Annotated in this window: 22 protein-coding genes; 6 read left to right on the forward strand and 16 right to left on the reverse strand. The window is 61.7% G+C overall.

Features of this window, described 5'->3' with window-relative positions:
• The first annotated feature begins 85 nt into the window (after positions 1-85).
• From HKX24_RS05895 to HKX24_RS05905, 3 genes are all read left to right on the forward strand, one after another.
• Positions 86-1,372, forward strand: a complete 1,287-nt coding sequence (locus HKX24_RS05895) for an MFS transporter (RefSeq protein WP_276153876.1) — start codon at positions 86-88, stop codon at positions 1,370-1,372.
• Positions 1,373-1,423: 51 nt separating this feature from the next.
• Positions 1,424-2,176, forward strand: a complete 753-nt coding sequence (locus HKX24_RS05900; RefSeq protein ID WP_271693274.1) for an alpha/beta hydrolase — start codon at positions 1,424-1,426, stop codon at positions 2,174-2,176.
• Positions 2,177-2,317: 141 nt separating this feature from the next.
• Positions 2,318-3,028 carry an alpha/beta hydrolase gene (locus tag HKX24_RS05905; protein WP_271693275.1) on the forward strand — a complete coding sequence of 237 codons (711 nt, stop codon included), beginning with the start codon at positions 2,318-2,320 and terminating at the stop codon, positions 3,026-3,028.
• A 9-nt stretch (positions 3,029-3,037) separates the two neighbouring features.
• Here HKX24_RS05905 and phaZ read toward each other — a convergent pair whose 3' ends face one another.
• A complete protein-coding gene (phaZ, locus tag HKX24_RS05910) occupies positions 3,038-4,354 on the reverse strand; it encodes a polyhydroxyalkanoate depolymerase (RefSeq protein ID WP_271693276.1) in 1,317 nt (438 codons plus the stop codon).
• Between the two features lie 50 nt (positions 4,355-4,404).
• Between phaZ and phaC the strand changes: the two genes are divergently transcribed.
• The 3 genes from phaC to phaR all read left to right on the forward strand — a co-directional run bounded on the left by phaC (position 4,405) and on the right by phaR (position 7,497).
• Positions 4,405-6,210, forward strand: coding sequence for a class I poly(R)-hydroxyalkanoic acid synthase (gene phaC, locus HKX24_RS05915; protein ID WP_271693277.1), 1,806 nt, complete (start codon positions 4,405-4,407; stop codon positions 6,208-6,210).
• A 151-nt stretch (positions 6,211-6,361) separates the two neighbouring features.
• The gene (locus HKX24_RS05920; RefSeq protein ID WP_067260985.1) at positions 6,362-6,805 is read left to right on the forward strand and encodes a phasin family protein; all 444 of its coding nucleotides are present in this window, start codon (positions 6,362-6,364) and stop codon (positions 6,803-6,805) included.
• Between the two features lie 143 nt (positions 6,806-6,948).
• Positions 6,949-7,497: a polyhydroxyalkanoate synthesis repressor PhaR gene (phaR, locus tag HKX24_RS05925; RefSeq protein WP_271687875.1), complete on the forward strand. Its 549-nt coding sequence runs from the start codon at positions 6,949-6,951 to the stop codon at positions 7,495-7,497.
• Positions 7,498-7,528: 31 nt separating this feature from the next.
• On the opposite strand, the gene HKX24_RS05930 is transcribed toward phaR, so the two are convergent.
• From HKX24_RS05930 to secG, 15 genes are all read right to left on the reverse strand, one after another.
• A complete protein-coding gene (locus HKX24_RS05930; RefSeq protein ID WP_271693278.1) occupies positions 7,529-8,707 on the reverse strand; it encodes an aminotransferase class I/II-fold pyridoxal phosphate-dependent enzyme in 1,179 nt (392 codons plus the stop codon).
• A gap of 203 nt (positions 8,708-8,910) precedes the next feature.
• Complete coding sequence (locus HKX24_RS05935) at positions 8,911-10,215, reverse strand: FAD-binding oxidoreductase (RefSeq protein WP_271693279.1); 1,305 nt, start codon at positions 10,213-10,215, stop codon at positions 8,911-8,913.
• A gap of 14 nt (positions 10,216-10,229) precedes the next feature.
• Complete coding sequence (locus HKX24_RS05940; RefSeq protein WP_067260991.1) at positions 10,230-11,591, reverse strand: glutamine synthetase family protein; 1,362 nt, start codon at positions 11,589-11,591, stop codon at positions 10,230-10,232.
• The gene (locus tag HKX24_RS05945; protein WP_271693280.1) at positions 11,591-12,280 is read right to left on the reverse strand and encodes a type 1 glutamine amidotransferase; all 690 of its coding nucleotides are present in this window, start codon (positions 12,278-12,280) and stop codon (positions 11,591-11,593) included. Before HKX24_RS05945 ends, HKX24_RS05940 begins: the two co-directional genes overlap by 1 nt.
• Before the next feature lie 10 nt (positions 12,281-12,290).
• A complete protein-coding gene (locus HKX24_RS05950; RefSeq protein WP_067260995.1) occupies positions 12,291-13,625 on the reverse strand; it encodes a glutamine synthetase family protein in 1,335 nt (444 codons plus the stop codon).
• Between the two features lie 100 nt (positions 13,626-13,725).
• A complete protein-coding gene (locus HKX24_RS05955) occupies positions 13,726-14,532 on the reverse strand; it encodes an ABC transporter permease subunit (RefSeq protein ID WP_271693281.1) in 807 nt (268 codons plus the stop codon).
• The gene (locus HKX24_RS05960; RefSeq protein ID WP_209219004.1) at positions 14,529-15,413 is read right to left on the reverse strand and encodes an ABC transporter permease subunit; all 885 of its coding nucleotides are present in this window, start codon (positions 15,411-15,413) and stop codon (positions 14,529-14,531) included. Before HKX24_RS05960 ends, HKX24_RS05955 begins: the two co-directional genes overlap by 4 nt.
• A gap of 80 nt (positions 15,414-15,493) precedes the next feature.
• Entirely contained in the window at positions 15,494-16,231 is a 738-nt protein-coding gene (locus HKX24_RS05965) for a transporter substrate-binding domain-containing protein (RefSeq protein ID WP_271687868.1), read from the reverse strand.
• 24 nt (positions 16,232-16,255) lie between these two features.
• Positions 16,256-17,032, reverse strand: a complete 777-nt coding sequence (locus tag HKX24_RS05970; RefSeq protein ID WP_209219002.1) for an ATP-binding cassette domain-containing protein — start codon at positions 17,030-17,032, stop codon at positions 16,256-16,258.
• A gap of 111 nt (positions 17,033-17,143) precedes the next feature.
• Positions 17,144-17,584, reverse strand: coding sequence for a TerB family tellurite resistance protein (locus HKX24_RS05975; protein WP_271693284.1), 441 nt, complete (start codon positions 17,582-17,584; stop codon positions 17,144-17,146).
• A 36-nt stretch (positions 17,585-17,620) separates the two neighbouring features.
• Complete coding sequence (locus HKX24_RS05980) at positions 17,621-18,058, reverse strand: TerB family tellurite resistance protein (protein WP_209219000.1); 438 nt, start codon at positions 18,056-18,058, stop codon at positions 17,621-17,623.
• Between the two features lie 85 nt (positions 18,059-18,143).
• On the reverse strand, positions 18,144-18,437 hold the full coding sequence (locus tag HKX24_RS05985; protein ID WP_067261008.1) for a DUF1330 domain-containing protein: 294 nt from the start codon (positions 18,435-18,437) through the stop codon (positions 18,144-18,146).
• 3 nt (positions 18,438-18,440) lie between these two features.
• Positions 18,441-19,232: a 23S rRNA (adenine(2030)-N(6))-methyltransferase RlmJ gene (rlmJ, locus tag HKX24_RS05990; RefSeq protein ID WP_271693286.1), complete on the reverse strand. Its 792-nt coding sequence runs from the start codon at positions 19,230-19,232 to the stop codon at positions 18,441-18,443.
• Between the two features lie 314 nt (positions 19,233-19,546).
• Entirely contained in the window at positions 19,547-21,190 is a 1,644-nt protein-coding gene (locus HKX24_RS05995; RefSeq protein ID WP_271693287.1) for a CTP synthase, read from the reverse strand.
• A 179-nt stretch (positions 21,191-21,369) separates the two neighbouring features.
• A complete protein-coding gene (gene secG / locus HKX24_RS06000) occupies positions 21,370-21,735 on the reverse strand; it encodes a preprotein translocase subunit SecG (RefSeq protein ID WP_067262351.1) in 366 nt (121 codons plus the stop codon).
• Between the last annotated feature and the right edge of the window lie 229 nt (positions 21,736-21,964).

Raw genomic sequence — 21,964 nt, forward strand, 5'->3', positions numbered from 1 at the left:
GTCAATGCAAGCGGGGCCGCTTCGGGAAAGTTGCGGCAGGGCGATGGCGCGCTATGTCAGGCGGGCAACAATGAGGATCGGTCAGATGCAAGACGACACGGCGCAGCGCGCATTCGAGACGATTTCGGGGGCGGACGACCCGGCACCGGGGTTGGACGACAAGGCGCAGCGGGCCGAGGCGCGCAACGGACTGCGCCATATCGTGTCGCTGTCGATGACCAAAGTGGCCGATGGTCTGATCGACCCGAAATTGGTCTTGGCGTGGCTGTTGAGCGCTCTTGGCGCGCCTGCGGTTTTCGCGGGCGCCTTGGTGCCGATCCGCGAGGCCGGGTCGCTTTTGCCGCAGATCGCGCTGGCGGGCGTGGTGCAGCGCATGGCGCGGCGAAAATGGGCTTGGGTCTGGGGCTCGGTCGGGCAGGGGGTGGCGGCGGGGCTGATCGCCCTTGCTGCGCTGAGCCTTGAGGGGGCCACGGCGGGCTATGCGGTCTGCGCCGCGCTGGCGTTGCTCGGCGTTTGCCGCGCGGCCTGTTCGGTGTCGTTCAAGGAAATTCTGGGCAAGACCGTGGGCAAGACCCGGCGCGGATCGGTGACCGGTTTGGCGGGGTCGGTCTCCTCCGTCGGGGTGGTGATTTTCGCCGGGCTTTTGATGTCGGGGCTGTTTCAAAGTCGGGGTGTCGTCGTGGCAGCCATCGCGCTGGCGGCGGCCCTGTGGATCGGCGCGGCGCTGTTGTTTTCGACGATCATGGAAACGCCGAGCGAGACCGAAGAGGCCGATGGCGTGGATTTTAAACTGCTGCGCGGCAACCGCGATCTGTGGCTTTTCATTCTGGTGCGCGGGCTCTTGGTCTCTACCGCGCTGGCGCCGCCCTATTTGGTGGTGCTTGCCGGTTCGTCAGAGAGCGGGCAGTCGGGGCAATTGGGCGCCTTGGTGCTGGCCTCGGCGCTGGCGTCTTTGGTCAGCTCCTACGTCTGGGGGCGCCTGTCGGATATGTCGAGCCGCCGTGTGCTGATGCTGACCGGTGTCGTTGGCGCAGTGTCGATGGCGCTGGCGGTGGGGCTGTGGTTCCTTAATCTGGCGCAGGCGGTCTGGGCGATGCCTGCCGTGCTCTTCATCCTGATGATCGCCTATCACGGCGTGCGGCAGGGGCGGTCGACCTATCTGGTCGACATGGCCCCGAAAGACCAGCGCGCCGCCTATGCGGCGGTGAGCAATACGGTGATCGGGCTGCTCTTGCTGCTGGCGGGCGTGCTGGGCGGCGGGGCCGCGCTGATCGGGGCGCAGGCGACGCTGATCCTATTTACCGTCATGGCGCTGGCCGCCGCCGTGTTGGCCCATTGGCTGCCGGAGGTTGAGCATCTGTCCGAGGACTGACTTGCCCTCATCCGCCGCGATGCTCATGATTGGACAAAAGACGGAGGCAGCATGGCAGACAGCAAATACATCGACACGCCGCAAGGGCGGCGTATCGCCTATCACAAGACCGAAGGGGCGGGGCCCTGCGTGATGTTTCTGGGCGGGCTGAAGTCCGACATGATGGGGACCAAGGCGGTCTATCTCGAAGACTGGGCGCGGGCCGAGGGGCGCGCCTTTCTGCGCTTCGACTATTCGGGCCATGGGGAATCGTCGGGCCTATTTACCGAAGGGTGCATCGGCGATTGGCACGAAGACACGCTGGCCGCGGTCGCGGCGCTGACCGAGGGGCAGCTGATCGTCGTCGGCTCCTCCATGGGCGGCTGGCAGGCGCTGCTCTTGGCGCGGCATCTGCCTGAGCGGGTCGCCGGGCTGGTCGGTATCGCCGCGGCCCCCGATTTCACCGAGGATGGCTATTGGGCGAATTTTACCGAGGCGCAAAAACAGACCTTGGAAGAGGTCGGGCAGGTCGAGTTGCCGTCGGACTATATGGAGCCCTATGTCATCACCCGCCGGATGATCGAGGACGGGCGCCAGCGGTTGGTGCTGCGCGATCCGCTGAACCTGCCGTTCCCGGTGCGGCTGTTGCAGGGCACGGCGGACACCGCCGTCAGCACGGCCACGGCGGTGCGGCTGTTGGAGCATGCGCAAAGCCCCGACATGCAACTGACGCTGGTCAAGGATGCCGATCACCGTTTCTCGGACGCGGGCTGTCTGGCGATGATCGTCGAGGCGATCAACGCGGTCTCCGGCGACACGGAGTGACCAAGGGCGCGGGCATGGAACCGCCGACGCGCCTGCGCCCCGCTGTCCCCCGAAACCGCCCATGCTAAGAGACTGCCAAACCCAAGGGGGACGGCATGAAACCACGTCATTTCAACCGCATACCGCACCGGAGCCTGGCCAATGGCTGAGCCGATCGTTCTGCTGCCCGGCATGATGTGCGACGCGCGTGTCTTCACGCCGCAGATTCAAGCGCTCTCGCCGCGCGGGACCGTGGTGCTGGCCCCGATCACCCAAGGCGAACGGATCGAAGAGATCGCCTCGGGCCTGTTGGATCAACTGCCGCCGCGTTTCGCGCTGGTGGGGCAGGGCATGGGCGGTGTGGTGGCGCTGGAACTGCTGCGCCGCGCGCCCGACCGGATCAGCCGCATCGCCCTGCTGGCGACCCATGTGCTGGCCGAACTGCCCGCCATTGCCGCGGACCGTGAACCGCAGATCATCATGGCGCAGTCGGGCAAGCTGGGGGAGGCGATGCAGGCGCGGATGGCCAATGGTTTCCTCGCCCCCGGCAAGGGGCGGGGGGAGGTGCTGACCCGCGCGATGGAGATGGCCGAGACGCTGGGCGGCGATGTCTTCGTCCGCCAATCCCGCGCCCTGCAACGGCGGCGCGATCAACAGGCGGTGCTGCGCAAGTGCAAGGTGCCCGCGCTGGTGCTTTGTGGGGAGCATGACACGCTCTGCCCGGTCAAACGCCATGCCTTCATGGCCGAGATGATCCCCTATGCCAAGCTGACGGTGCTCGAAGACGCGGGCCATCTGCCCAGCCTAGAGCAGCCAGAGGCGACCACAGCCGCGCTGCGCGACTGGCTACATCAACCTCTGGTACTGCAATAGGGCAGCGGGTCAGGCCGCTGCCGGTTTACCGGTCTTCTTGGTCTCGGATTTCTGAGGCGCAGGCTTCTGCGGCTCGGGGTTTTGTGGCGCGGGCGTGCCGTTGTTCGCGTCGATAAAGTCGAGCACCAAGGGCCGGATGTTGTTGCGCCAGCTTTTGCCCGCGAAGATCCCGTAATGGCCCGCGCCCTGCTCAAGATGGCTGGCCTTCTTGGCATCCGGCAGTCCAGTCAGCAGATCAAGAGCGGCGATGCACTGGCCGGGGGCCGAAATGTCGTCCTTGCTGCCCTCGACCGTTTTGACGGCGACGGTGGTGATCTTGCCGATGTCGACCTGACGGCCCGCCACGGTGAAGACGTTGCGCGCGATCTCGCGCTCTTTGAAAATGCGTTGCACGGTCGAGAGGTAGAACTCCGCCGGCATGTCCATCACGGCAAGGTATTCGTCGTAGAACTTATTGTGCTTGTCATGCTCATGCGCCGTCTTTTGTGCCACGCGGGTGATCTGATTGGCAAAGGCATCGCGGTGGGTGTCATTGTTCATCGAGATGAAAGAGGTAAGCTGCAACAGCCCCGGATAGACCTTGCGCCCCACGCCCGCGTATTTGAAGCCGACCTGTTGGATCATCATCTGCTCAAGCTGACCCATGGTCACGCTATGCCCGAAATCGGTCACATCCGTGGGCGCGGCATCGGGATCAATCGGCCCGCCGATCAGCGTCAGCGTGCGCGGCTGCGCTTCGGGCGCTTCCTCGGCCAGATAGGCGGTGGCGGCCAGCGTCAGCGGCGCAGGCTGGCAGACCGCGATCACATGGGTGTCCGGCCCAAGGTGATGCATGAAATCAACGAGGTAGAGCGTATAATCCTCGATGTCGAACTTGCCCGCACTAACTGGAATATCACGCGCATTGTGCCAGTCCGTCACATAGACGTCGCAATCAGGCAGCAGGGAGATCACAGTGGAACGGAGCAGCGTGGCGTAATGACCCGACATTGGCGCGACCAAAAGAACCTTGCGGCCCGTCTCTTCGCGGCCTTGGACCGAGAATTTCAGCAAATCGCCAAAGGGCCGTTCCATCACCGGCTCGATGCTGACCAGACAGTCCTGCCCCTTGGGGCCGACCACCGGCGGGATGTCCCAATCGGGTTTGACGACCATGCGGGCAAAGGTCCGTTCCGTCACCTCACCCCAAGCGGCGAGCCATTCCATCGCAGGGTTTGGAAACAGAGAGAAAGCCGGGTAGGATGCCATAGCAAGCGCAGAAGCGCCGAGCCATTGATTGGTGTTCCGGATGGACTCCATCATGTCGTAGGTGGCCATATAGCGCATGTGGGGGCTCCTTTATGCTGCACCTGCGAAGATAGGAGGTAAGGGTTAAGATGACAACAGAATCCGAAAATCCCGAGATTGCCGAGCCTCCAGCCCTGTCTCGTATGGCGCAAAACTTGAAAAAGGTTGAAGAATTAAGCCAGCGCCTGACCCGTGTGATGGCGCAGCGCGAGGGCCATCAGCCCGCGCTCGACGGTCCGAACCAACAGCTTTTCGCCAAGGCGGCACAGTCTTACTGGGCCGAAGCGATGACCAATCCGGCCCGTTTGATGGAGCATCAGATGGGCTATTGGACCAAATCGGTCGCCCATTTCGTCGAGGCGCAGCAGGCGCTGGCCAAGGGCGGTTTGGCCCCGGTTGAAAAGGACGCGCCGACCGACAAACGTTTCGTCAATCCGCTGTGGCAGACGCATCCCTATTTCAACTTCATCAAACAGCAGTATCTGATCAACGCCGAGGCGCTGCGCCAAGCGGTCGAAGATGCCCAAGACATGGACCCGGCCGAGAAAAAGCGGCTGGTCTATTTCAGCCAGCAGATCATCGCGATGATGTCCCCGACCAACTTCCTCGCCACCAATCCCGACGTGCTGGAACGCGCGGTTGAGACCGAGGGCGAGAGCCTCGTGAAAGGTCTAGAAAACCTGATCGCGGATCTGGAGGCCAACAATGGCGAGTTGGTCGTGAAACTGGCGGATGACAGCGCTTTTGAGCTGGGCCGCAACATCGCCACCACGCCGGGCAAGGTGGTGTTTCGCAACCGCATGTTCGAGTTGATCCAATACACCCCCAGCACCGAAGAGGTCCATAAAACCCCGCTGCTGATCTTCCCGCCGTGGATCAACAAGTTCTACATTCTCGACCTCAAGGCGCAGAACAGCCTCGTCAAATGGCTGGTCGATCAGGGGCACACGCTGTTCATCGTCTCATGGGTGAACCCCGATGCCAGCTATGCCCAAATCGGCATGGAGGATTACGTCGAAGAGGGCTACCTCGCCGCGATTGAAGAGGTGAAGGCGATCACTCAGGAAAAGCGCCTCAACGTGGTGGGCTATTGCATCGCCGGCACCACGCTGGCGCTGACCCTGTCGCTGTTGAAAAAACGTGGCGATAGCTCGATCAAATCCGCCACCTTCTTCACCGCGCTCACCGATTTTTCGGATCAGGGGGAGTTTCAGCCCTTCCTCACCAATGACTTCATCGACGGAATCGAGGCCGAGACGGCGGATAAGGGCATTCTGCCCTCGGTCGTCATGGCGCGCACCTTCTCATTCCTGCGCTCCAACGATCTGGTCTATGGCCCCGCCGTGCGCAGCTACATGATGGGCGAGACGCCCCCGGCCTTTGACCTGCTCTATTGGAACGGCGACGGGGCCAATCTGCCGGGGCAGATGGCAATGCAATACCTGCGCGGTCTCTGCCAGCGAAACGAATTGGCCGAGGGCGGTTTCAAACTGCTCGGAGAGCGGCTGACGCTGGATGATATCGAGGTGCCGCTCTGCGCCGTGGCCTGTGAGACGGATCACATCGCGCCGTGGAAAGACTGCTACCGCGGGGTGCAGCAGATGGGGTCGAAGGACAAGACCTTCATCATGGCGCAATCGGGCCATATCGCGGGCATCGTCAATCCACCCAATCGGAAGAAATACGGCCACTATGTGAACGGCGATCTCACGCAGGACTACGCCGCATGGCGCGAGGCCGCCGCCTTTCACGAAGGGTCATGGTGGCCACGGTGGGGCAAGTGGCTCACCAAACGGGCAGGGGCAATGATTCCCGCACGGTTTCCCGGCGACGATGGCCGGGAAATTCTCGCCGATGCCCCGGGCAGCTATGTGACCCGCAAGGCAAACGACTGATTACCTTGGGTAATCCAAACACCCTTCGGGCTCATGCTGCAATGCAGAAAAAACCTTGAAATGCTGCGCTGCGGCATCTATGTTGTGGTCAGACGCGAAACGGACGGGTCTCCCCGCTCCCTTGCCACAGTAGCATTAAAAGGATTGAGACATGACCAAGACACCTGACATGACCGCGATGTTCAAAGACGTTCTGGGCGCTTTCCCGGTGGATAACGCCGCCATGCAAGACGCATTCAAAAACACCGCCACCCTGAACGAAAAACTCTCCGGCGTTGCCTTCGACGCGGCTGAAAAATCCGCCGACATCTCCACCGCTTGGACCAAAGAGACGCTGGCCCGCCTGACCGAGATGACCAAGGTCAAAGCCGAGCCCACAGACTATGCCAAAGCGATGACCGATTTCGCCTCCGCCTCCGCCGAATCCGCGGCCGAGCATATGGCTGCCTTCGCCGAGATCGCGAAAAAGGTTCAGATGGACACCGTCGAGCTGATGATGTCGGCTGGTAAAGACCTGCAAAGCGACGCCAAAGCCGCCACCACCGAAGGCGTGGCCACCGCACAGGCTGCCGCCAAAAAAGCGACAGTGAAGTAAATTTGACGCTGGGCTCTCCAGCGCCAAGGAATGCTTAAAGAAAGGGCAGGTCCAGACGGGCCTGCCCTTTTGTCATGCGCTCTTTCTATTTGCCAATCCCTGTCCTAAGCTGCGATGCAGCACCATTGGTCGGGAGTAACATCATGGCGGACAAACCGAAGCCCTTGCTGATAAAACGCTACGCCAGCCGCAGGCTCTACAACACCGAAACAAGCGATTATGTCACGCTGGAAGATATCGCCGGTTTCATCCGCGATGGCCGCGAGGTTCAGATCGTCGATCTGAAGTCCGGCGATGACCTGACACGGCAATATCTGTTGCAAATCATCGCCGAACACGAAAGCCGGGGCGAGGCCGTCTTGCCGGTCGATGTGCTGACCGATCTGGTGCGCAGCTATATGTCAGGCAATGTCTCGGTGGTGCCGCAGTTCTTGCAAGCCTCCTTCGACATGCTGCGCGATGGCCAGTCCAAGGCGATCGAAAACATGAGCGCGATGAACCCGATGGCCAAGATGCCGGGCATGGAAGCGATGCAGGCGCAGCAAGAAGCCTTTATGAAGGCGATGACCGGTGGCTGGGCCAAATCAACCACGCCAGAGCCGCCCAAACAACAGGCCGAACAGGGCGACGATCTGGACGCGATCAAAAAGCAGTTGGCAGAATTGCAGGATAAACTGTCAAAGCTGAACTAACCCCAGAAGAAGCGGGCGTCGCGCGCCCGCCTCAGGCCGCCTGCGCCTCGGCCACATCCCTCAGCGCGCCCAAAATCACATCCGCCACGGCGTCGATCTCCTCCAGCGTCAATTGTACCGGCAGCCGCACGTCGCAGGCCCGCATCAGCATGGCGCGGGTGCGCGGCAGCTCGGGCAGGTCTTCGATGAATTGCCAGTTCCAAAAGGCGCGGGCGTTGTCGGTGCTTTGGCCAAAGACCTGCACCTTCACCCCCACCGCCTCCGCCGCCGCCGCGAAAGCGCAGATGCTGGCATCAGAGAGGCCCACCAGATTGAACTGGATCGAATCCGGCGCGCGGGTCTCACCGGGCAGGGGGCTCGGCACCTCGATCAAGGGGGAGGCCGCCAGCCGCGCCGCCATGTGATCGTGATTGCGCAGCCCATCGGCCACCCGGCGCGGCAAATGCGGCAATTGCGGCCGGATGATCGCAGCCGAGAGGTTGGACATGCGCAGATTGTACAGCGGCAGCCGGTTCTGCCATTTGGCAAAACTGTCTTGCAGGGCCGCGTGTTTCTTCCAATTATGCTCATAAGCGCCCGACATGATGATCGCCCGCGCCACCAGATCGGCGTCATCGGTGATCAGGATGCCGCCTTCGCCTGCGTTAATCATCTTGTAGGACTGGAAGGAAAAACAGCCGATCTTGCCAATCGTCCCGATTTTCCGCCCCCGCCAAAGCGTGCCCAGCGAATGGGCCGCGTCTTCGATCACCGGCACGCCAGCGGCCTCGCAAAGCCCCATGATCGCATCCATATCCGAAGTATGCCCCCGCATATGGCTGATGATCACCCCCCGAACGCTCGGCAGTTTGGCGGCGAAATCCTCCAAATCCACACGGTAATTCTCGCCCACCTCACAAAGCACCGGCTTGCAGCCTGCGTGGATCACTGCAGAAGGCACGGCAGCAAAGGTGAAACCCGGGATCAACACCGGCGCCCCATCCGGCAAGTCCAAAGCAAGCAAGGACAGAAACAGCGCGGCCGAGCAGGAGGACACGGCCAGCGCATATTCACTGCCCATCATCTGCGCAAATTCGACCTCCAACAGGGAAACAGGCGCGTCCTTAGCCGCAGTATAGCGAAAAAGATCGCCACTTTGCAAAAGCTCCGCAATGGCGGCTTCCGCTTCGGCAGGGATCGGTTCGGCACAGTGCATGTCGGGCAAAGCCATATTTCAAAATCCTGAATAATTATTTCCAGAATAGTAAAACAAACGCCCGCGCAAACCAAGGGGGATGCCCCCACAACAGGCCACCCCCTCTTCCCCTTCATCCTTTCCTAAATACCCTCGGGGGAATCGCGCCTAAGGCGCGATGGGGGCAGCGCCCCCGCACTCCACCAACCAGCCAACCCGCAACACCGCTCAGAGCAAAATCACAGCCCCAACCGATCCCGCGTCGCATACCAAAGCATCGCAAGCACCAAAAGCGGGCTGCGCAGAGAGGCGCCACCGGGGAAGGCCTGTGTCGGGATTGCGGCCATCGTGTCGAAACCCGCGGCATCGCCTTCGATCGCCTTGGCCATCAGATAGCCCGCATGGGACGCCGTACCAACCCCGTGACCAGAATAGCCCGAGGCCGAGAAGATGTTCGGCGCGAGTCGGGCCACATAGGGCAGGCGCTTCATCGTGATGCCAAGGGTGCCGCCCCAAGCGTAGTCGATCTTGACGTCCTTCAACTGCGGGAAGACCTGCGACATCGGTTTGCGCACCTTGGCGGCGATGTCCTGCGGGAAGCGATAGCCATAGCTTTCGCCGCCACCGAAAAGCAGCCGCCCGTCGTGGGACAGCCGGAAGTAGTTCACCACAAACCGGCTGTCGGCCACGGCCACGTCGCGGGGCAGCACATCGTTCACGCGGTCGCCCAAAGGTTCGGTCGCGGCGATGAAATTGTTGATCGGCATGACCCTGGCGGCCACGTCACCGTTCAGTTTGCCCAGATAGCCATTGCAAGCCAGCACCACATGATCGGCGCTGACGCTGCCGGTGGCGGTTTGCACCAGCGCCTTGCTGCCCTCGACGATGTTCTCGGCGGGGCTTGTCTCATGAATGCGCACACCTGCGGCGGCAGCGGCGCGGGCAAGGCCGAGGGCGTAGTTCAAGGGGTGCAAATGCGCGGCCCCCATGTCGAGCACGCCGCCCTTGTAGTCGGGCGAGGGGCAGACCGATTGCAGCGCGGCGTGATCCAACACTTCGATCTCATCATAGCCATAGCGCTTTTGCAGATGCTCTGCATAATCATGCAGATGCCGCACGTCAGATGTGGTGGAGCCGGTCCAGGCCACGCCGGGCTTCAGGTGGCAATCGATCTCATGTTTCGCGATGAGGGATTTGACCAGTTCCTTCGCCTCTTCGCCCATCTGCCACAGCTTGGCGGCATGGTCTTCGCCCAGCATCTTTTCGAGCCCATCTTGCTCGACCCGTTGGCCCGAGCCCAATTGTCCGCCATTGCGGCCCGAGGCGCCAAAGCCGACGCGTTGCGCGTCCAAAAGCACCACGTCATAGCCCGCCTCGGCCAGATGCAGAGCGGCGGAAAGCCCGGTGTAGCCGCCGCCAACGACACAGACATCGGCCTTGGTATCGCCCTGAAGCGGCGGGTAGGCCGCATGTTTCGTGGCGGTGGCGGCGTACCAGCTGGTAGGGTACTGGCCGGGCGTGTCATTGGCGTAGAGCAGGTTCATCGGGCCTCCGGGCTTCAGACGTTCATCAGCAGATGTTCACGTTCCCAAGGCGAGATGACCTGTAGGAACTCCTCATATTCCGCCCGTTTGACGATGGAGTAGACGCGGGCGAAATCGGGGCCCAACGCCTCGTGCAATTCCGTCGCTTCTTCAAAGAGATCAAGCGCTTGGCCCAGAACCTGCGGAATATCCCCTTCGCCGACATAGGCATCGCCTTTGAATTCGGGCAGCGGGTCTTTCTGCTGGATTAGCCCCAGATAGCCGCAGGCGAGGCTCGCGGCGATGCCGAGGTAGGGATTGCAGTCCATCCCGGCGAGACGGTTTTCCACCCGGCGCGACTTGGGCCCCGAGAGCGGCACGCGAATGCCCGTGGTGCGGTTGTCGCGGCCCCATTCAAGGTTGATCGGCGCGGCGTGATCCTTGACGTAGCGGCGGTAGGAATTGACGTAGGGTGCGATCACGGCGAGCGCGCTTGGCATGTGGTTTTGCAAACCGGCGATGAAATGGCGGAAGGGGGCGGTCTCTTCCCCTTCGGCATCGACAAAGATGTTCTCGCCGGTTTTCACGTCCAGCACCGAATGGTGGATATGCATGGCGCTGCCCGGCTCATCAGCGATGGGCTTGGCCATGAAGGTGGCGTAGCACTCATGCCGCATCGCCGCTTCGCGGATCAGCCGTTTGAAATAGAACACCTCATCGGCCAGCCGCACCGGATCCCCATGTTGCAAGTTGATCTCAAGCTGGCCCGCGCCGCCCTCTTGGGTGATGCCGTCGATCTCGAAACCCTGCGCCTCGGCAAAGTCGTAGATGTCGTCGATCACGGGGCCGAATTCATCCACCGCCGTCATCGAATAGGCCTGACGCGCCGCCGCCGGGCGGCCCGAGCGGCCCATCATCGGCAGGATTTCCTTGGCCGGGTCGATGTTGCGGGCCACGAGGAAAAATTCCATCTCGGGGGCCACGACCGGCTCCCACCCCTTGTCGCGGTAAAGTTGCACCACGCGTTTGAGCACATTGCGCGGCGAATAGGCCACCGGCTTGTCGTTGCGGTCATAGGCGTCGTGGATGACCTGAAGCGTCCAGTCCCCGGTCCAAGGTGCGGCGGTGGCCGTGTCCATATCCGGGCGCAGGATCATGTCTTTTTCGATGAAACCGTCATCGCCCGCCGCTTCGCCCCATTCGCCGGTGATGGTCTGGTAGAAGATGCTGTCGGGCAGGTGGAAATATTCTTGCCGCGCGAATTTCGACGCCGGGACGGCCTTGCCCCGGGCGATGCCGGGCAGGTCGGGGATGATACATTCCACTTCGTCCAGACGCCGGCCCTCAAGATAGGCGCGCGCCGCTTCGGGTAGTGCTTCTGTCCAATCCTCGGCCATCAGGCCCTCTCTTTCCTGTTGTCTTTAAAGAATGCGGCCATTTGGTCCGCGATTTTTTGGTTGTCGATGGGGCCGCCCAAGGCGGCGGTGGCCTGCTCCAGCAGATGCTCGGGCACCACGCCCTTGCCACGGGTTTTGATCAAGCCGTCGATGAAGTCATGGCCGAATTCGGGATGTGGCTGCACTGTCCAGATGCGGTCGTCATAGGCCAGCGCCGCATAGGCGCAAAAGTCCGACGAGGCAACGACGCGGGCCCCTTCGGGCAGTTCCACAATCTGGTCCTGATGCCATGCATTCAGCGCCAGTTTGTCACCGTCCATATCGTATTCAGTGCGACCAATGGACCAGCCGTTGGTAAACTTCTCAACCTTGCCGCCAAGCGCTTGGGCGATGATCTGATGCCCGAAACAAACGCCGATCAGGGGGCGGCCATCGGCATAGGTCTGGCGGATGAACTCCTCCAGCGGCGGGATCCAATCGTGATCCTCATAGGCGCCGTGTTTCGATCCGGTGATCAGCCAGCCGTCGGCCTCTGTCACGCTGTCGGGCAGGATGCCATCGACGACCGACCAGATTTGAAAGTCAAACCCGTGACCATCCAGCAGTTTGGTGAACATCTCCCCATAGTCGCCGAGCTGTTCGCGAAAGTCATCGGGGGAGTGGCCGGTTTGCAGAATGCCGATTTTCATGTGTCACCTGTTACACAGTGTCGAGATAGATCTCGACCTGTTCCTCTGGGGTCAATTCCTGCATGTAATGCAATTCTTGGCGTTTGGTCAGCACGAAGTTGCGGATCATCTCGGGGGCGAAGATGCGCGCGACATGGGGGCAGCTTTCAAACAGGTCGATGGCGGTTTTCCAATCGCTCGGCATGCGCGGCAATTCGGCGGCATAGGCGTTGCCGGTGATCGGGGCGGGCGGCTCAAGCGCGTCTTCGATCCCGTTGAGCGCGGCACCCAACACGGCGGCGAGCATCAGATAGGGGTTCACATCCCCGCCCGAGACGCGGTGTTCGATGCGCCGCGCCTTGTGGCTGCCCGAGGGGATGCGGATCGCGGCGGTGCGGTTCTCATAGGCCCAGCAAACCCCGGTAGGCGCGTGGGATTCTGGCACCATCCGGTCAAAGCTATTGGCATGCGGGCAGAAGACCAGCGCCGAGCCCTGCATCGCGTTCATGCAGCCCGCCACTGCATGGCGCAATGTGTCGGTCCCTTTCGGCCCGCCATCGTCGAAGATGTTGTCGCCCTTCTCATCCAATACCGAGAAATGCGTGTGCAGGCCGGAGCCGGAGTAATCCTCGTAAGGTTTCGCCATAAAGCTTGCGGCAAAGCCGTGCCGCCGTGCCAGACCCTTAACCAGCATCTTGAACAGCCATGCGTCATCGGCGGCGCGCAGGGCGTCATCGCAATGCATGAGGTTGATCTCGAACTGACCCAGACCCGCCTCGGAAATGGCGGTGTCGGCGGGGATGTCCATCTCTTCGCAGGCGTCATAAAGATCGGTGAAGAACAGATCGAACTGGTCGAGCGCGCGGATCGACATGGTTTCGGCCGCCTTGCGCCGCTTGCCCGACCGGGGGGAGACGGGCACCTGAAGGTTGCGGCCCGAATCGTCGATCAGGAAGAATTCCAGCTCAACGGCGCAGACCGGCGTCAGCCCGCGCGCCTTGTAGCGATCCAGCACCGCGCGCAGCGCATGGCGCGGATCGCCGGGATAGGGGCGGCCATCTTCGCGGAACATCCAGATGGGCAACAGGGCCGAGGGCGCGTCGAGCCATGGCATCGGCATGAAGCCCCGTTCGGTCGGTTTCAGTACGCCATCCGCATCGCCCGTTTCAAACACCAGCGGGCTGTCGTCGATATCCTCGCCCCAGATGTCGAGGTTCAGCACCGAGACGGGAAAGCGGGTGCCTTCGGTCGTGACCTTATCGGCAAAGCGCGAGGGGATGCGCTTGCCCCGCGCTTGGCCATTGAGGTCGGCAGCGGCCACACGAATGGTGCGGACCTGAGGATTTTTGCGAAGCCAGTTGTTCATACATCACCTGAATGGGCGGTGGGCATGTCACAAAGCGGTTCGCCCGGGGGCAAAAGCGGTAGGCGCCCACGCGCCGCGTAATTTGATCAAATAATGGATACTACCGGATCAAATTAGGACGCAAGCGAATTTTACGGCGTTGCGCTTGGGGCAGGTGGCGGTTGAGGCGGGAATTGATCAAACCGAAGACGCCGATGATGCAGAGCGTCAGAAGGATGAAATAACCGGCAAGAATGGGATAGGGGACGAAGGGGTTGAAGGTCTTATCCGCGAAATAGCTGGCGTAATAGAGCGCGTCACCGCGCTGTTGCCATGCCGGGAAACCGCTGAAAAACACCAGTGTCGTGGCGTGAAACAGGAAAATCGCCTCATTCGTATAGGCGGGCCAAGCGAGCCGCAGCGAGGTGGGCCAGATCACCCGGCGAAAGCGCGACCAGCCGGACAGACCATAGGCATCCGCGGCCTCCACATCGCCCTTGGGGATGGATTGCAGCGCGCCGTAAAAAATTTCGCCCGAATATGCGGCAGTGTTGAGAAAGAGCACGATCAACGCGCCCAGCCATGCCGCGGTGAAGGGGGCGAAGAAGGCGTATTCCGATTTCAGCGACAGAAACAGGAAGTAGCCAAAGAAGAACTGAATGAAGAGCGGCGAGCCGCGGAAGATAAAGATGAACCACTCCGCCGGTTTGCGGAACCACGGGTTCGCGCTGGCCTTGCCAACGCCGAGCGCCGTCGCAAAGAAAAAGCCGGTCAGCAAAGCGACGACGCCAAAATATACGTTCCAGATCATGCCCGAGCCAATCAGCGTGAACTGCTCGCAAAGCGTGAAACCTTCGCGCGGCAGCAGCCGCTCGCCATAGCCCAAGGACCGCAGGCCGTAGTCCTGAATCGTTTGCAGACAGCTCATGCGCCAGCCCTCCGCTGGGCTTCGCCGCCGGTGGTGGCTTGGCCGCGTGTCAGTCGTTTCATCAGACGGTCCAACGTGATCTCGGAAATGCGGGTGAAGAGCAGGTAGAACACCAGCAGCGCGAGGAAGTACCACATGCGCCAGTCAGGGTGCGGGTAATCGGTAAAGCGCGGCGTCTTGGTGCCGCCCAACTCACGCGCCCAATAGACGATGTCTTCGACGCCTAGCAGGAACAGCAGCGGCGTGGCCTTGATCAGCACCATCCACAGGTTGCTGAGGCCGGGCAGGGCATAGACCCACATCTGCGGCACCAGCACCCGCCAGAAGGTTTGGCGGTGGGTCATGCCATAGGCTTCGGCGGTTTCGAGTTGCGGGCGCGGCACGGCGCGCATGGCCCCGAAAAGCACATTGGCCGCGAAGGCCCCGAAAACGATGGCAAAGGTAAAGACGGCGAGGCCGAAGCCATAGGTCTCATGCACCCATTGGGCGGCATTGCCCAAGGGCATCTTGGCTTCTTGGCAGACGACGAAGTCGCTGCCTTGGCGGATCGGCATATCCCAATCGGGGCAAAGCACCTTGTGGCGCAGGTACTCGATGCCCTGATCGAGCGCGATCACGAAAAACAGGAAGAAGGCGATATCCGGCACACCACGCACCAGCGCGATATAGCCCTTGCCGACCCAGCTGAGCGGCGCGAAACGCGCGCGTGCCATCATGGCCCCGCCAAAGCCGAAGGCCAGCGCCACGGGGGCGGTAACCGCCAAAAGCAGCAGGACCTTCAGGAAGGACAGGTAGAAGGACATATGGACGCCGGTGGTCAGGTAACAGGCGGTCCAGAGCCAGTCATTCAGGGTCGACGGATCGGTGCAGAAAGAGAACATGGGCCCCCGTGGGCTGATCTGCGCGCGGGGCCCGCGCAGGCGTGGTCAGGCGCGCCGCGACGGGCGCGCCTGAGATGGAATCACTCGTAGGTGGTGGTGTCTTCGCCGAACCACTTCTTGAGCATCTCGTTGAGCGTACCGTCTTCCTTCATCTCTGTGATGACGGCGTCGAAGGTGTCGCGCAGTTCGGTGTCGGACTGGCGCAGGCCCATGCCGATGCCACCGCCGAGCGGCACATCGTCGCCCACGAACATCAGCTCACCGCCGGATTCCTCGACGATCGGCACGAGGTAATCCTTGTCGGCGAAGACCGCATCGGCCTCACCGTTGCGCACGGCGGCGACGGTCTCTTCCGGGGTTGCGAATTCGATCAGCGTGGCGCCGCTTTCGGCGACATAGCCCGCCTGGATGGTTGCGGTCTGACCGGCGACAACGCCGCCTTCGAGGTCCGCGTCCTCAGAAGCCGCGACATAGGCCGAGGCGGTGGGCGGATAGTAGTTCTGCGTGAAGGCGATGACTTCCTTACGCTCGTCGGTGATGCTCATGCCCGCCATGATGGTGTCGTAGTTGCCCGACACGAGGTTGGGGATGATGCTGTCCCAGTCGTTCTTGACCCATTCGCAGGTCAGCTCGGCGCGCTCGCACAGCTCGTCGCCCAGCTCACGCTCGAACCCGTCGACTTCGCCGGCGTCGTTGATGAAGTTGTAGGGGGGGTAGGCGCCCTCGGTGCCCATGCGGATGGTTTTGCCATGGGCTTCGGCCATCGCGAAGCCAGCGGTCATGCTGAGCGCGACGCTTGCCAGTAGGATCTTTTTCATTTGGTAACTCCCTTTGGTTCTTGTTTACGCAGGCTGGGTTGCCGAAAGGAACCCACGCAGACGTTCCGATTTGGGCGCGCCGAAGACCTCTTCGGGCGTCCCTTGTTCCTCGATCAGACCTTGGTGCAAAAAGACGACATGATCGCTGACATCGGCGGCCAGTTTCATGTCATGGGTCACGATCACCATCGTGCGCCCCTCTGCGGCCAGATCCTTGATAACCTTGACGACTTCCTGCTCCAACTCGGGGTCGAGCGCGCTGGTGGGCTCATCGAACAGCAGCGCCTCGGGCTCCATGCAGAGCGCGCGGGCAATGGCGGCGCGCTGTTGCTGCCCGCCAGAAAGCTGGGCAGGGTAGACATCGCATTTGTCGCCGATGCCGACCTTTTCCAGATAGCCACGCGCGGCGCGCTCCACCTCCGCCCGGTCGCGGCCCAGCACGGTCAGCGGCGCTTCCATCACGTTTTGTAGGATCGACATATGCGCCCAGAGATTGAACTGCTGGAAGACCATCGACAGGTTGGTGCGGATGCGCAGCACCTGTTTGGCGTCCGCCGGACAGCGCTGGTGGCCGTCGCCCTTCCAACGCACCGGTTCGCCCTTAAAGATCACCTCGCCCTGTTGGCTGTCTTCCAACAGGTTGCAGCAGCGCAGAAGCGTCGATTTGCCCGAGCCGGACGACCCGATGAGCGAGATCACATGGCCACGCGGGGCGGTCAGATCTACCCCTTTGAGAACCTCCAGCGCGCCATAGGCCTTGTGGAGGTTCTTGATCTGGATAACCGGGGTGTCTGTGGTCACGGAAACTGTCGCCAATCTGTCATTTCAGTGCGCTATAAAGCGACGAATCGACGGAAATTGCAACGCAGAGTTTGCCCCGCGTTGCATCACAGTCCCGGTGCTGACGCTAGGTCAGTTTTCTTTGGCAACACGCTGGCGCGCCATGGCGCTGTCGGTATCGGTGACGCCCAATAGGTTCGACACCAGCCGCAGCAGCGCGTCTTCTTCGTCGGAACGGCTGCCGTCGGCCAGAACCACCTGCCAAAGTGCCTCGATGACCTCCAGCCGGTGCTCATAGGGCACCGCATCCTTGATCGCGCGGGTAAAGCGCACGGTGTCGGGGGCTTGGGCCTCAAGCTCTTCGGCCTCTTTACGCAGGGCGATGGCGTCGGCCTCGTTCAGGCCGTAGCGCTCGGCGGCGATCCGGTCGATCAGGCGCCGCTCGCTCATTGCGTAGTCATTGTCGGACCGGGCGATGCGCACCAAAAGCGCGGTCAGCGCAAGGCGGGCGTCATTATCGGCCAATGGATCGGGTTCGGGCTGGGTCAGCCGTCTGAGAAAGTCACCAAACATATATGCGTCATCATCCTGCTGCGGGAAAAGGGAATGTCATAGCGTGTTCAAAGCGTTAGCTCGGGCTGCGGCCATATCCTCATCCGACAGGCCAAGGGCGGTTTCGATGGCGACAAGCTGAATTTCCTCGTCATCGTTGCGCGCCCCGTCCGAAAGGGCCACCTGCCACATCGCTTCGCCCAATGCCTTGCGGTCGGCATAGTCGACCTCTTCGCGCAGGATGCGGGTGAACTCCGGCGTGCCGGGGGCGTCGCGCTCAAGCGCTTCGCAAGTGGCGCGCAGTTTCGCCGCCTCGATGGGTTTGAGGCCAAAGGTCTGCGCCAGAATGCGGTCGATCTGGCCGATCTCGGAGGCGCGGTAGTTGCGATCGGCAAAGGCCACACGCACCAAAAGCGCGCCAAGTGCCAGTTGGGCATTGGGCTGCGGCAAGGGTTTCGGCTGTGCCTTGCGGCGGGGGAACAGTCGGTTCAGCATGGGGCTCACTTATCGCAGGAAACAGGGTCGCCATAGAGGAAACTGCGCATCGGGGGCGCAGGTTCCTGCAAGGGGCCACATGGGCTTAGCCGTCATAGCCCTCGACGATGACCAAAGACCCGTCCGCCACGTTCAGGCGAATGTCTTTTGCCCGCTGGTAGCCGGGGCTTTCGTAACAGGCGACCGCATCGGCGTAGCTGTCGAATTCCAAAACAACGGTGCGGGCGCGCATCTGCCCTTCGCGGATCTGCTGGGTGCCGCCGCGGACAAGGAAGCGCGCGCCGTAATCCGCAAAGGGTTTGGCATTGGCAGCACGGTATTTGTCGTAAATCGCAGTGTCGTGGATATCCATGGTGGCGATCCAATAGCCCTTTGGCATTTGTTATCTCTCCTGTTGGGTCAAGGTGGCGAAACGGGCGGTGAGGTTCTGTGCCTCATTGTCGAGCCCGTAGGGGGGATTGATCACGAACATGCCCGAGCCGACCATGCCATGCCCGGGCCGCGCGGGCGGAAAGCGCACTTCGTGGCGCAGCGCATCGGGGTGGTTGGCGGTGAGCGTGTCGAGCATCGGCTCATGCGCGCGATTGGTCAGGATCGGATACCACAGCGCGATGATGCCCACGTTCCAAGCGCGGTTGAGTTTGGCGATCTGGCGCGGAATGGTCTCGTAATCGGTTTTGATCTCGTAAGAGGGGTCGATCAGCAGCATCCCCCGGCGCGGTGTTGGCGGGGTGAGGGCAAAGGCCATCTCGAACCCGTCGCTGAGGTGGCATTTCGCCGGGTAGGGCGACATCGCCAAATCAAGGGCGCTGTGTTCTTGCGGGTGCAACTCGGCCAGATGGATGCGGTCATCGGGGCGCAGCAGTTTGGCGGCCAGCAGGGGAGAGCCGGGGTAGGCGCGCGGGCCGTGGGCCTCGCGCAGCGCTTCCAGAACCTGCCTGTAGGGGTGATTGGCAGCGAACCAATCGCGCACCTTGTCGATGCCCTGCCGCGCTTCGCCGGTCTTTTCCGCCGCCGCATCCGACAGGTCATAAAGCGCCCGCCCTGCATGGGTTTCCAGATAGGTGAGCGGTTTGTCCTTGCGGGTAAGATAAGACAGCATCCACGCCAAAAGCGCGTGTTTCTGCACGTCTGCAAGGTTTCCGGCGTGGTAGATGTGTTGATAGCTCAGCATGGCCTAGCTGTAGCGGAGTGGTTGGCGGGTGCAACGTGAAAGAGGGGGGAGGGCCAGCGCCTGTCCGCGGGTGGGCGAACCAAACCGCGATCCATGCCACTTTATGGTGCTACCATGATGTGTTCTCGCAGAAGTACGCGCCCGTCGCGAAATCGCCTACCCGACGCAACGCAGGTGCGCCGAATGAATGATGGCACGCCTACGGCGTGGCGGGCGGGCAGGCGATGGCCCGGCGCCTGCGGCTTGATTCCGGGCCTTTTAGTGGTTGCCCGGCAGAAAAAAGGCCCGGCGCAAAACGCACGGGCCTCAAAAGCTTATACCAACCGCGACACATCCTTGGCGGCGCGCACGAAATCCTTGAACAGGGGGTGCGGGTCGAAGGGCTTGGACTTCAGCTCAGGGTGGAACTGAACGCCGATGAACCACGGGTGATCCGACCATTCGACGATCTCAGGCAGATTGCCATCGGGGGACATGCCCGAGAACTTCAGCCCGGCCTTCTCAAGCTGGTCCTTATAGGCGATGTCGACCTCGTAGCGGTGACGGTGACGCTCGTCGATGGTGGTGGTTCCATAGGCTTCGGCCACGCGCGACCCTTCGACCAGCGTCGCGTCATAGGCGCCCAAGCGCATGGTGCCGCCCTTGTCGTCATCGACTTTGCGCGCCACTTTGTGGTTGCCCTGAACCCATTCCTTGAGGTGGTAAACCACCGGTTCAAAACGCTTTTTCCCGGCTTCATGGTCGAATTCCTCCGACCCCGCCGTCTTCAGGCCCGCCACGTTGCGCGCCGCTTCGATCACGGCCATCTGCATGCCAAGGCAGATGCCCAGATAGGGCACCTTATGCTCGCGCGCATATTGCGCGGCCTTGATCTTGCCCTCGGTCCCGCGCTCACCAAAGCCGCCGGGGACGAGGATCGCGTGGAACCCTTCGAGATGCGGACCGGGGTCTTCGCTGTCAAAAATCTCGGCGTCGACCCATTCGACCTTGACCTTCACCCGGTTCGCCATGCCGCCATGGGTGAGCGCTTCGGCGATGGATTTATAGGCGTCTTCAAGCTGGGTGTATTTGCCGACGATGGCAACTTTGACTTCGCCCTCGGGGTTGTAAATGCGGTCGGCCACATCTTCCCAACGCGACAGGTTCGGCTTGGGCGCGGGTGTGATCTGGAAGGCATCCAGAACCGCCTGATCCAGCCCTTCGCGGTGATAGGCGAGCGGGGCTTCGTAGATCGATTTCAAATCCTGCGCGGCGATCACCGAATCCGGGCGCACGTTGCAGAAGAGCGCCAGCTTCTCACGCTCTTTGGCGGGGATCGGCCCTTCGGAGCGGCAAACCAGAATGTCGGGCGCGATGCCGATGGAGCGGAGTTCTTTGACCGAGTGCTGCGTCGGCTTGGTCTTCAATTCGCCGCTGGCTTTGACGTAGGGCAGCAGCGTGAGGTGCATGAAAATACACTGGCCGCGCGGCTTGTCTTGGCTGAACTGGCGGATTGCCTCGAAGAAGGGCAGCCCCTCGATATCGCCCACGGTGCCGCCGATTTCGCAAAGCATGAAGTCGACCTCATCATCGCCGATGTCGATGAAGTCTTTGATTTCATTGGTAACGTGGGGGATCACCTGAATGGTCTTGCCCAGATAATCGCCGCGGCGCTCTTTCTCTAGCACGGTGGAGTAAACCCGGCCCGAGCTGATGCTGTCGGTCTTGCGCGCAGCAACACCGGTGAAACGTTCGTAATGCCCAAGGTCGAGGTCGGTTTCTGCGCCATCATCGGTGACGAAGACTTCGCCATGCTCGAAAGGCGACATCGTGCCGGGATCGACGTTCAGATAGGGGTCCAGCTTGCGCAGACGCACCGAAAAACCGCGTGCCTGAAGCAAGGCACCCAAAGCCGCCGAGGCCAGACCCTTGCCCAGCGACGAGACCACACCGCCTGTGATGAAGATATAGCGTGCCATGTGATCGGAGACCCCCGTGAATTCAAAGTTTGTTGCAGGCAAAAACCAGCCAAACGCGCTGCGGAAAACCGCAACACCACGGGATTTAAGCCTTACAGGATTCGTGCGTTTGAGGCAAGGCCCGCCGCAACATACAGTTGCGGAACCGGTCCGTGCCTCAAGGTTTTGTGTTCGTTAGGTTAATCGGCCGCAGGGACCAGCGGTGTGTTGCCATCCGCGGAAGGCGGCAGCAGGTCGTCGCCCGCGGGCAGGGCCGGGCTGCCATCTTGGCTCTGGGCGGGCGGTGTAGCACTCAGCCGGTCGATGACCGACGAGCCTGCGGATTTTTCCGCCGCGATGATGGTCAGCGTGATCGATGTGGCGATGAAACCGGCGGCGAGCGCCCATGTCACTTTGCCCAATGCCGTGGCCGCCGCGCGGCCCGAAACGGCACCGCCGCCACCACCGCCCATGCCAAGGCCACCGCCCTCGGACCGTTGCAGAAGTACCACGGCGATCAGGCCAAGAGCCAGAATCAGGTGAATGATCAGAACGACATTTTCCATGGGTACGACAGCTTTCGGTTTTGGTTGGCGGGTATCTATTCGTCTTTGCCCATGGGGGCAAGGGTGGATTGCCGCCGGGTGATGATCGGATCGGGAGGGGGCGGCCTAAGGGATCAAAGGCACGAGCAAAGACCGCCGCATGGGGGCGACGGTCTTTTGAAGCAGTACTCAACCACAATATGTAAGAGGGTTATCCTGGAATTAAGGTGGTGCAGACTCGCTTCGTAGG

Source organism: Sulfitobacter sp. M85, assembly GCF_029285915.1.
GTDB lineage: Bacteria > Pseudomonadota > Alphaproteobacteria > Rhodobacterales > Rhodobacteraceae > Sulfitobacter > Sulfitobacter faviae.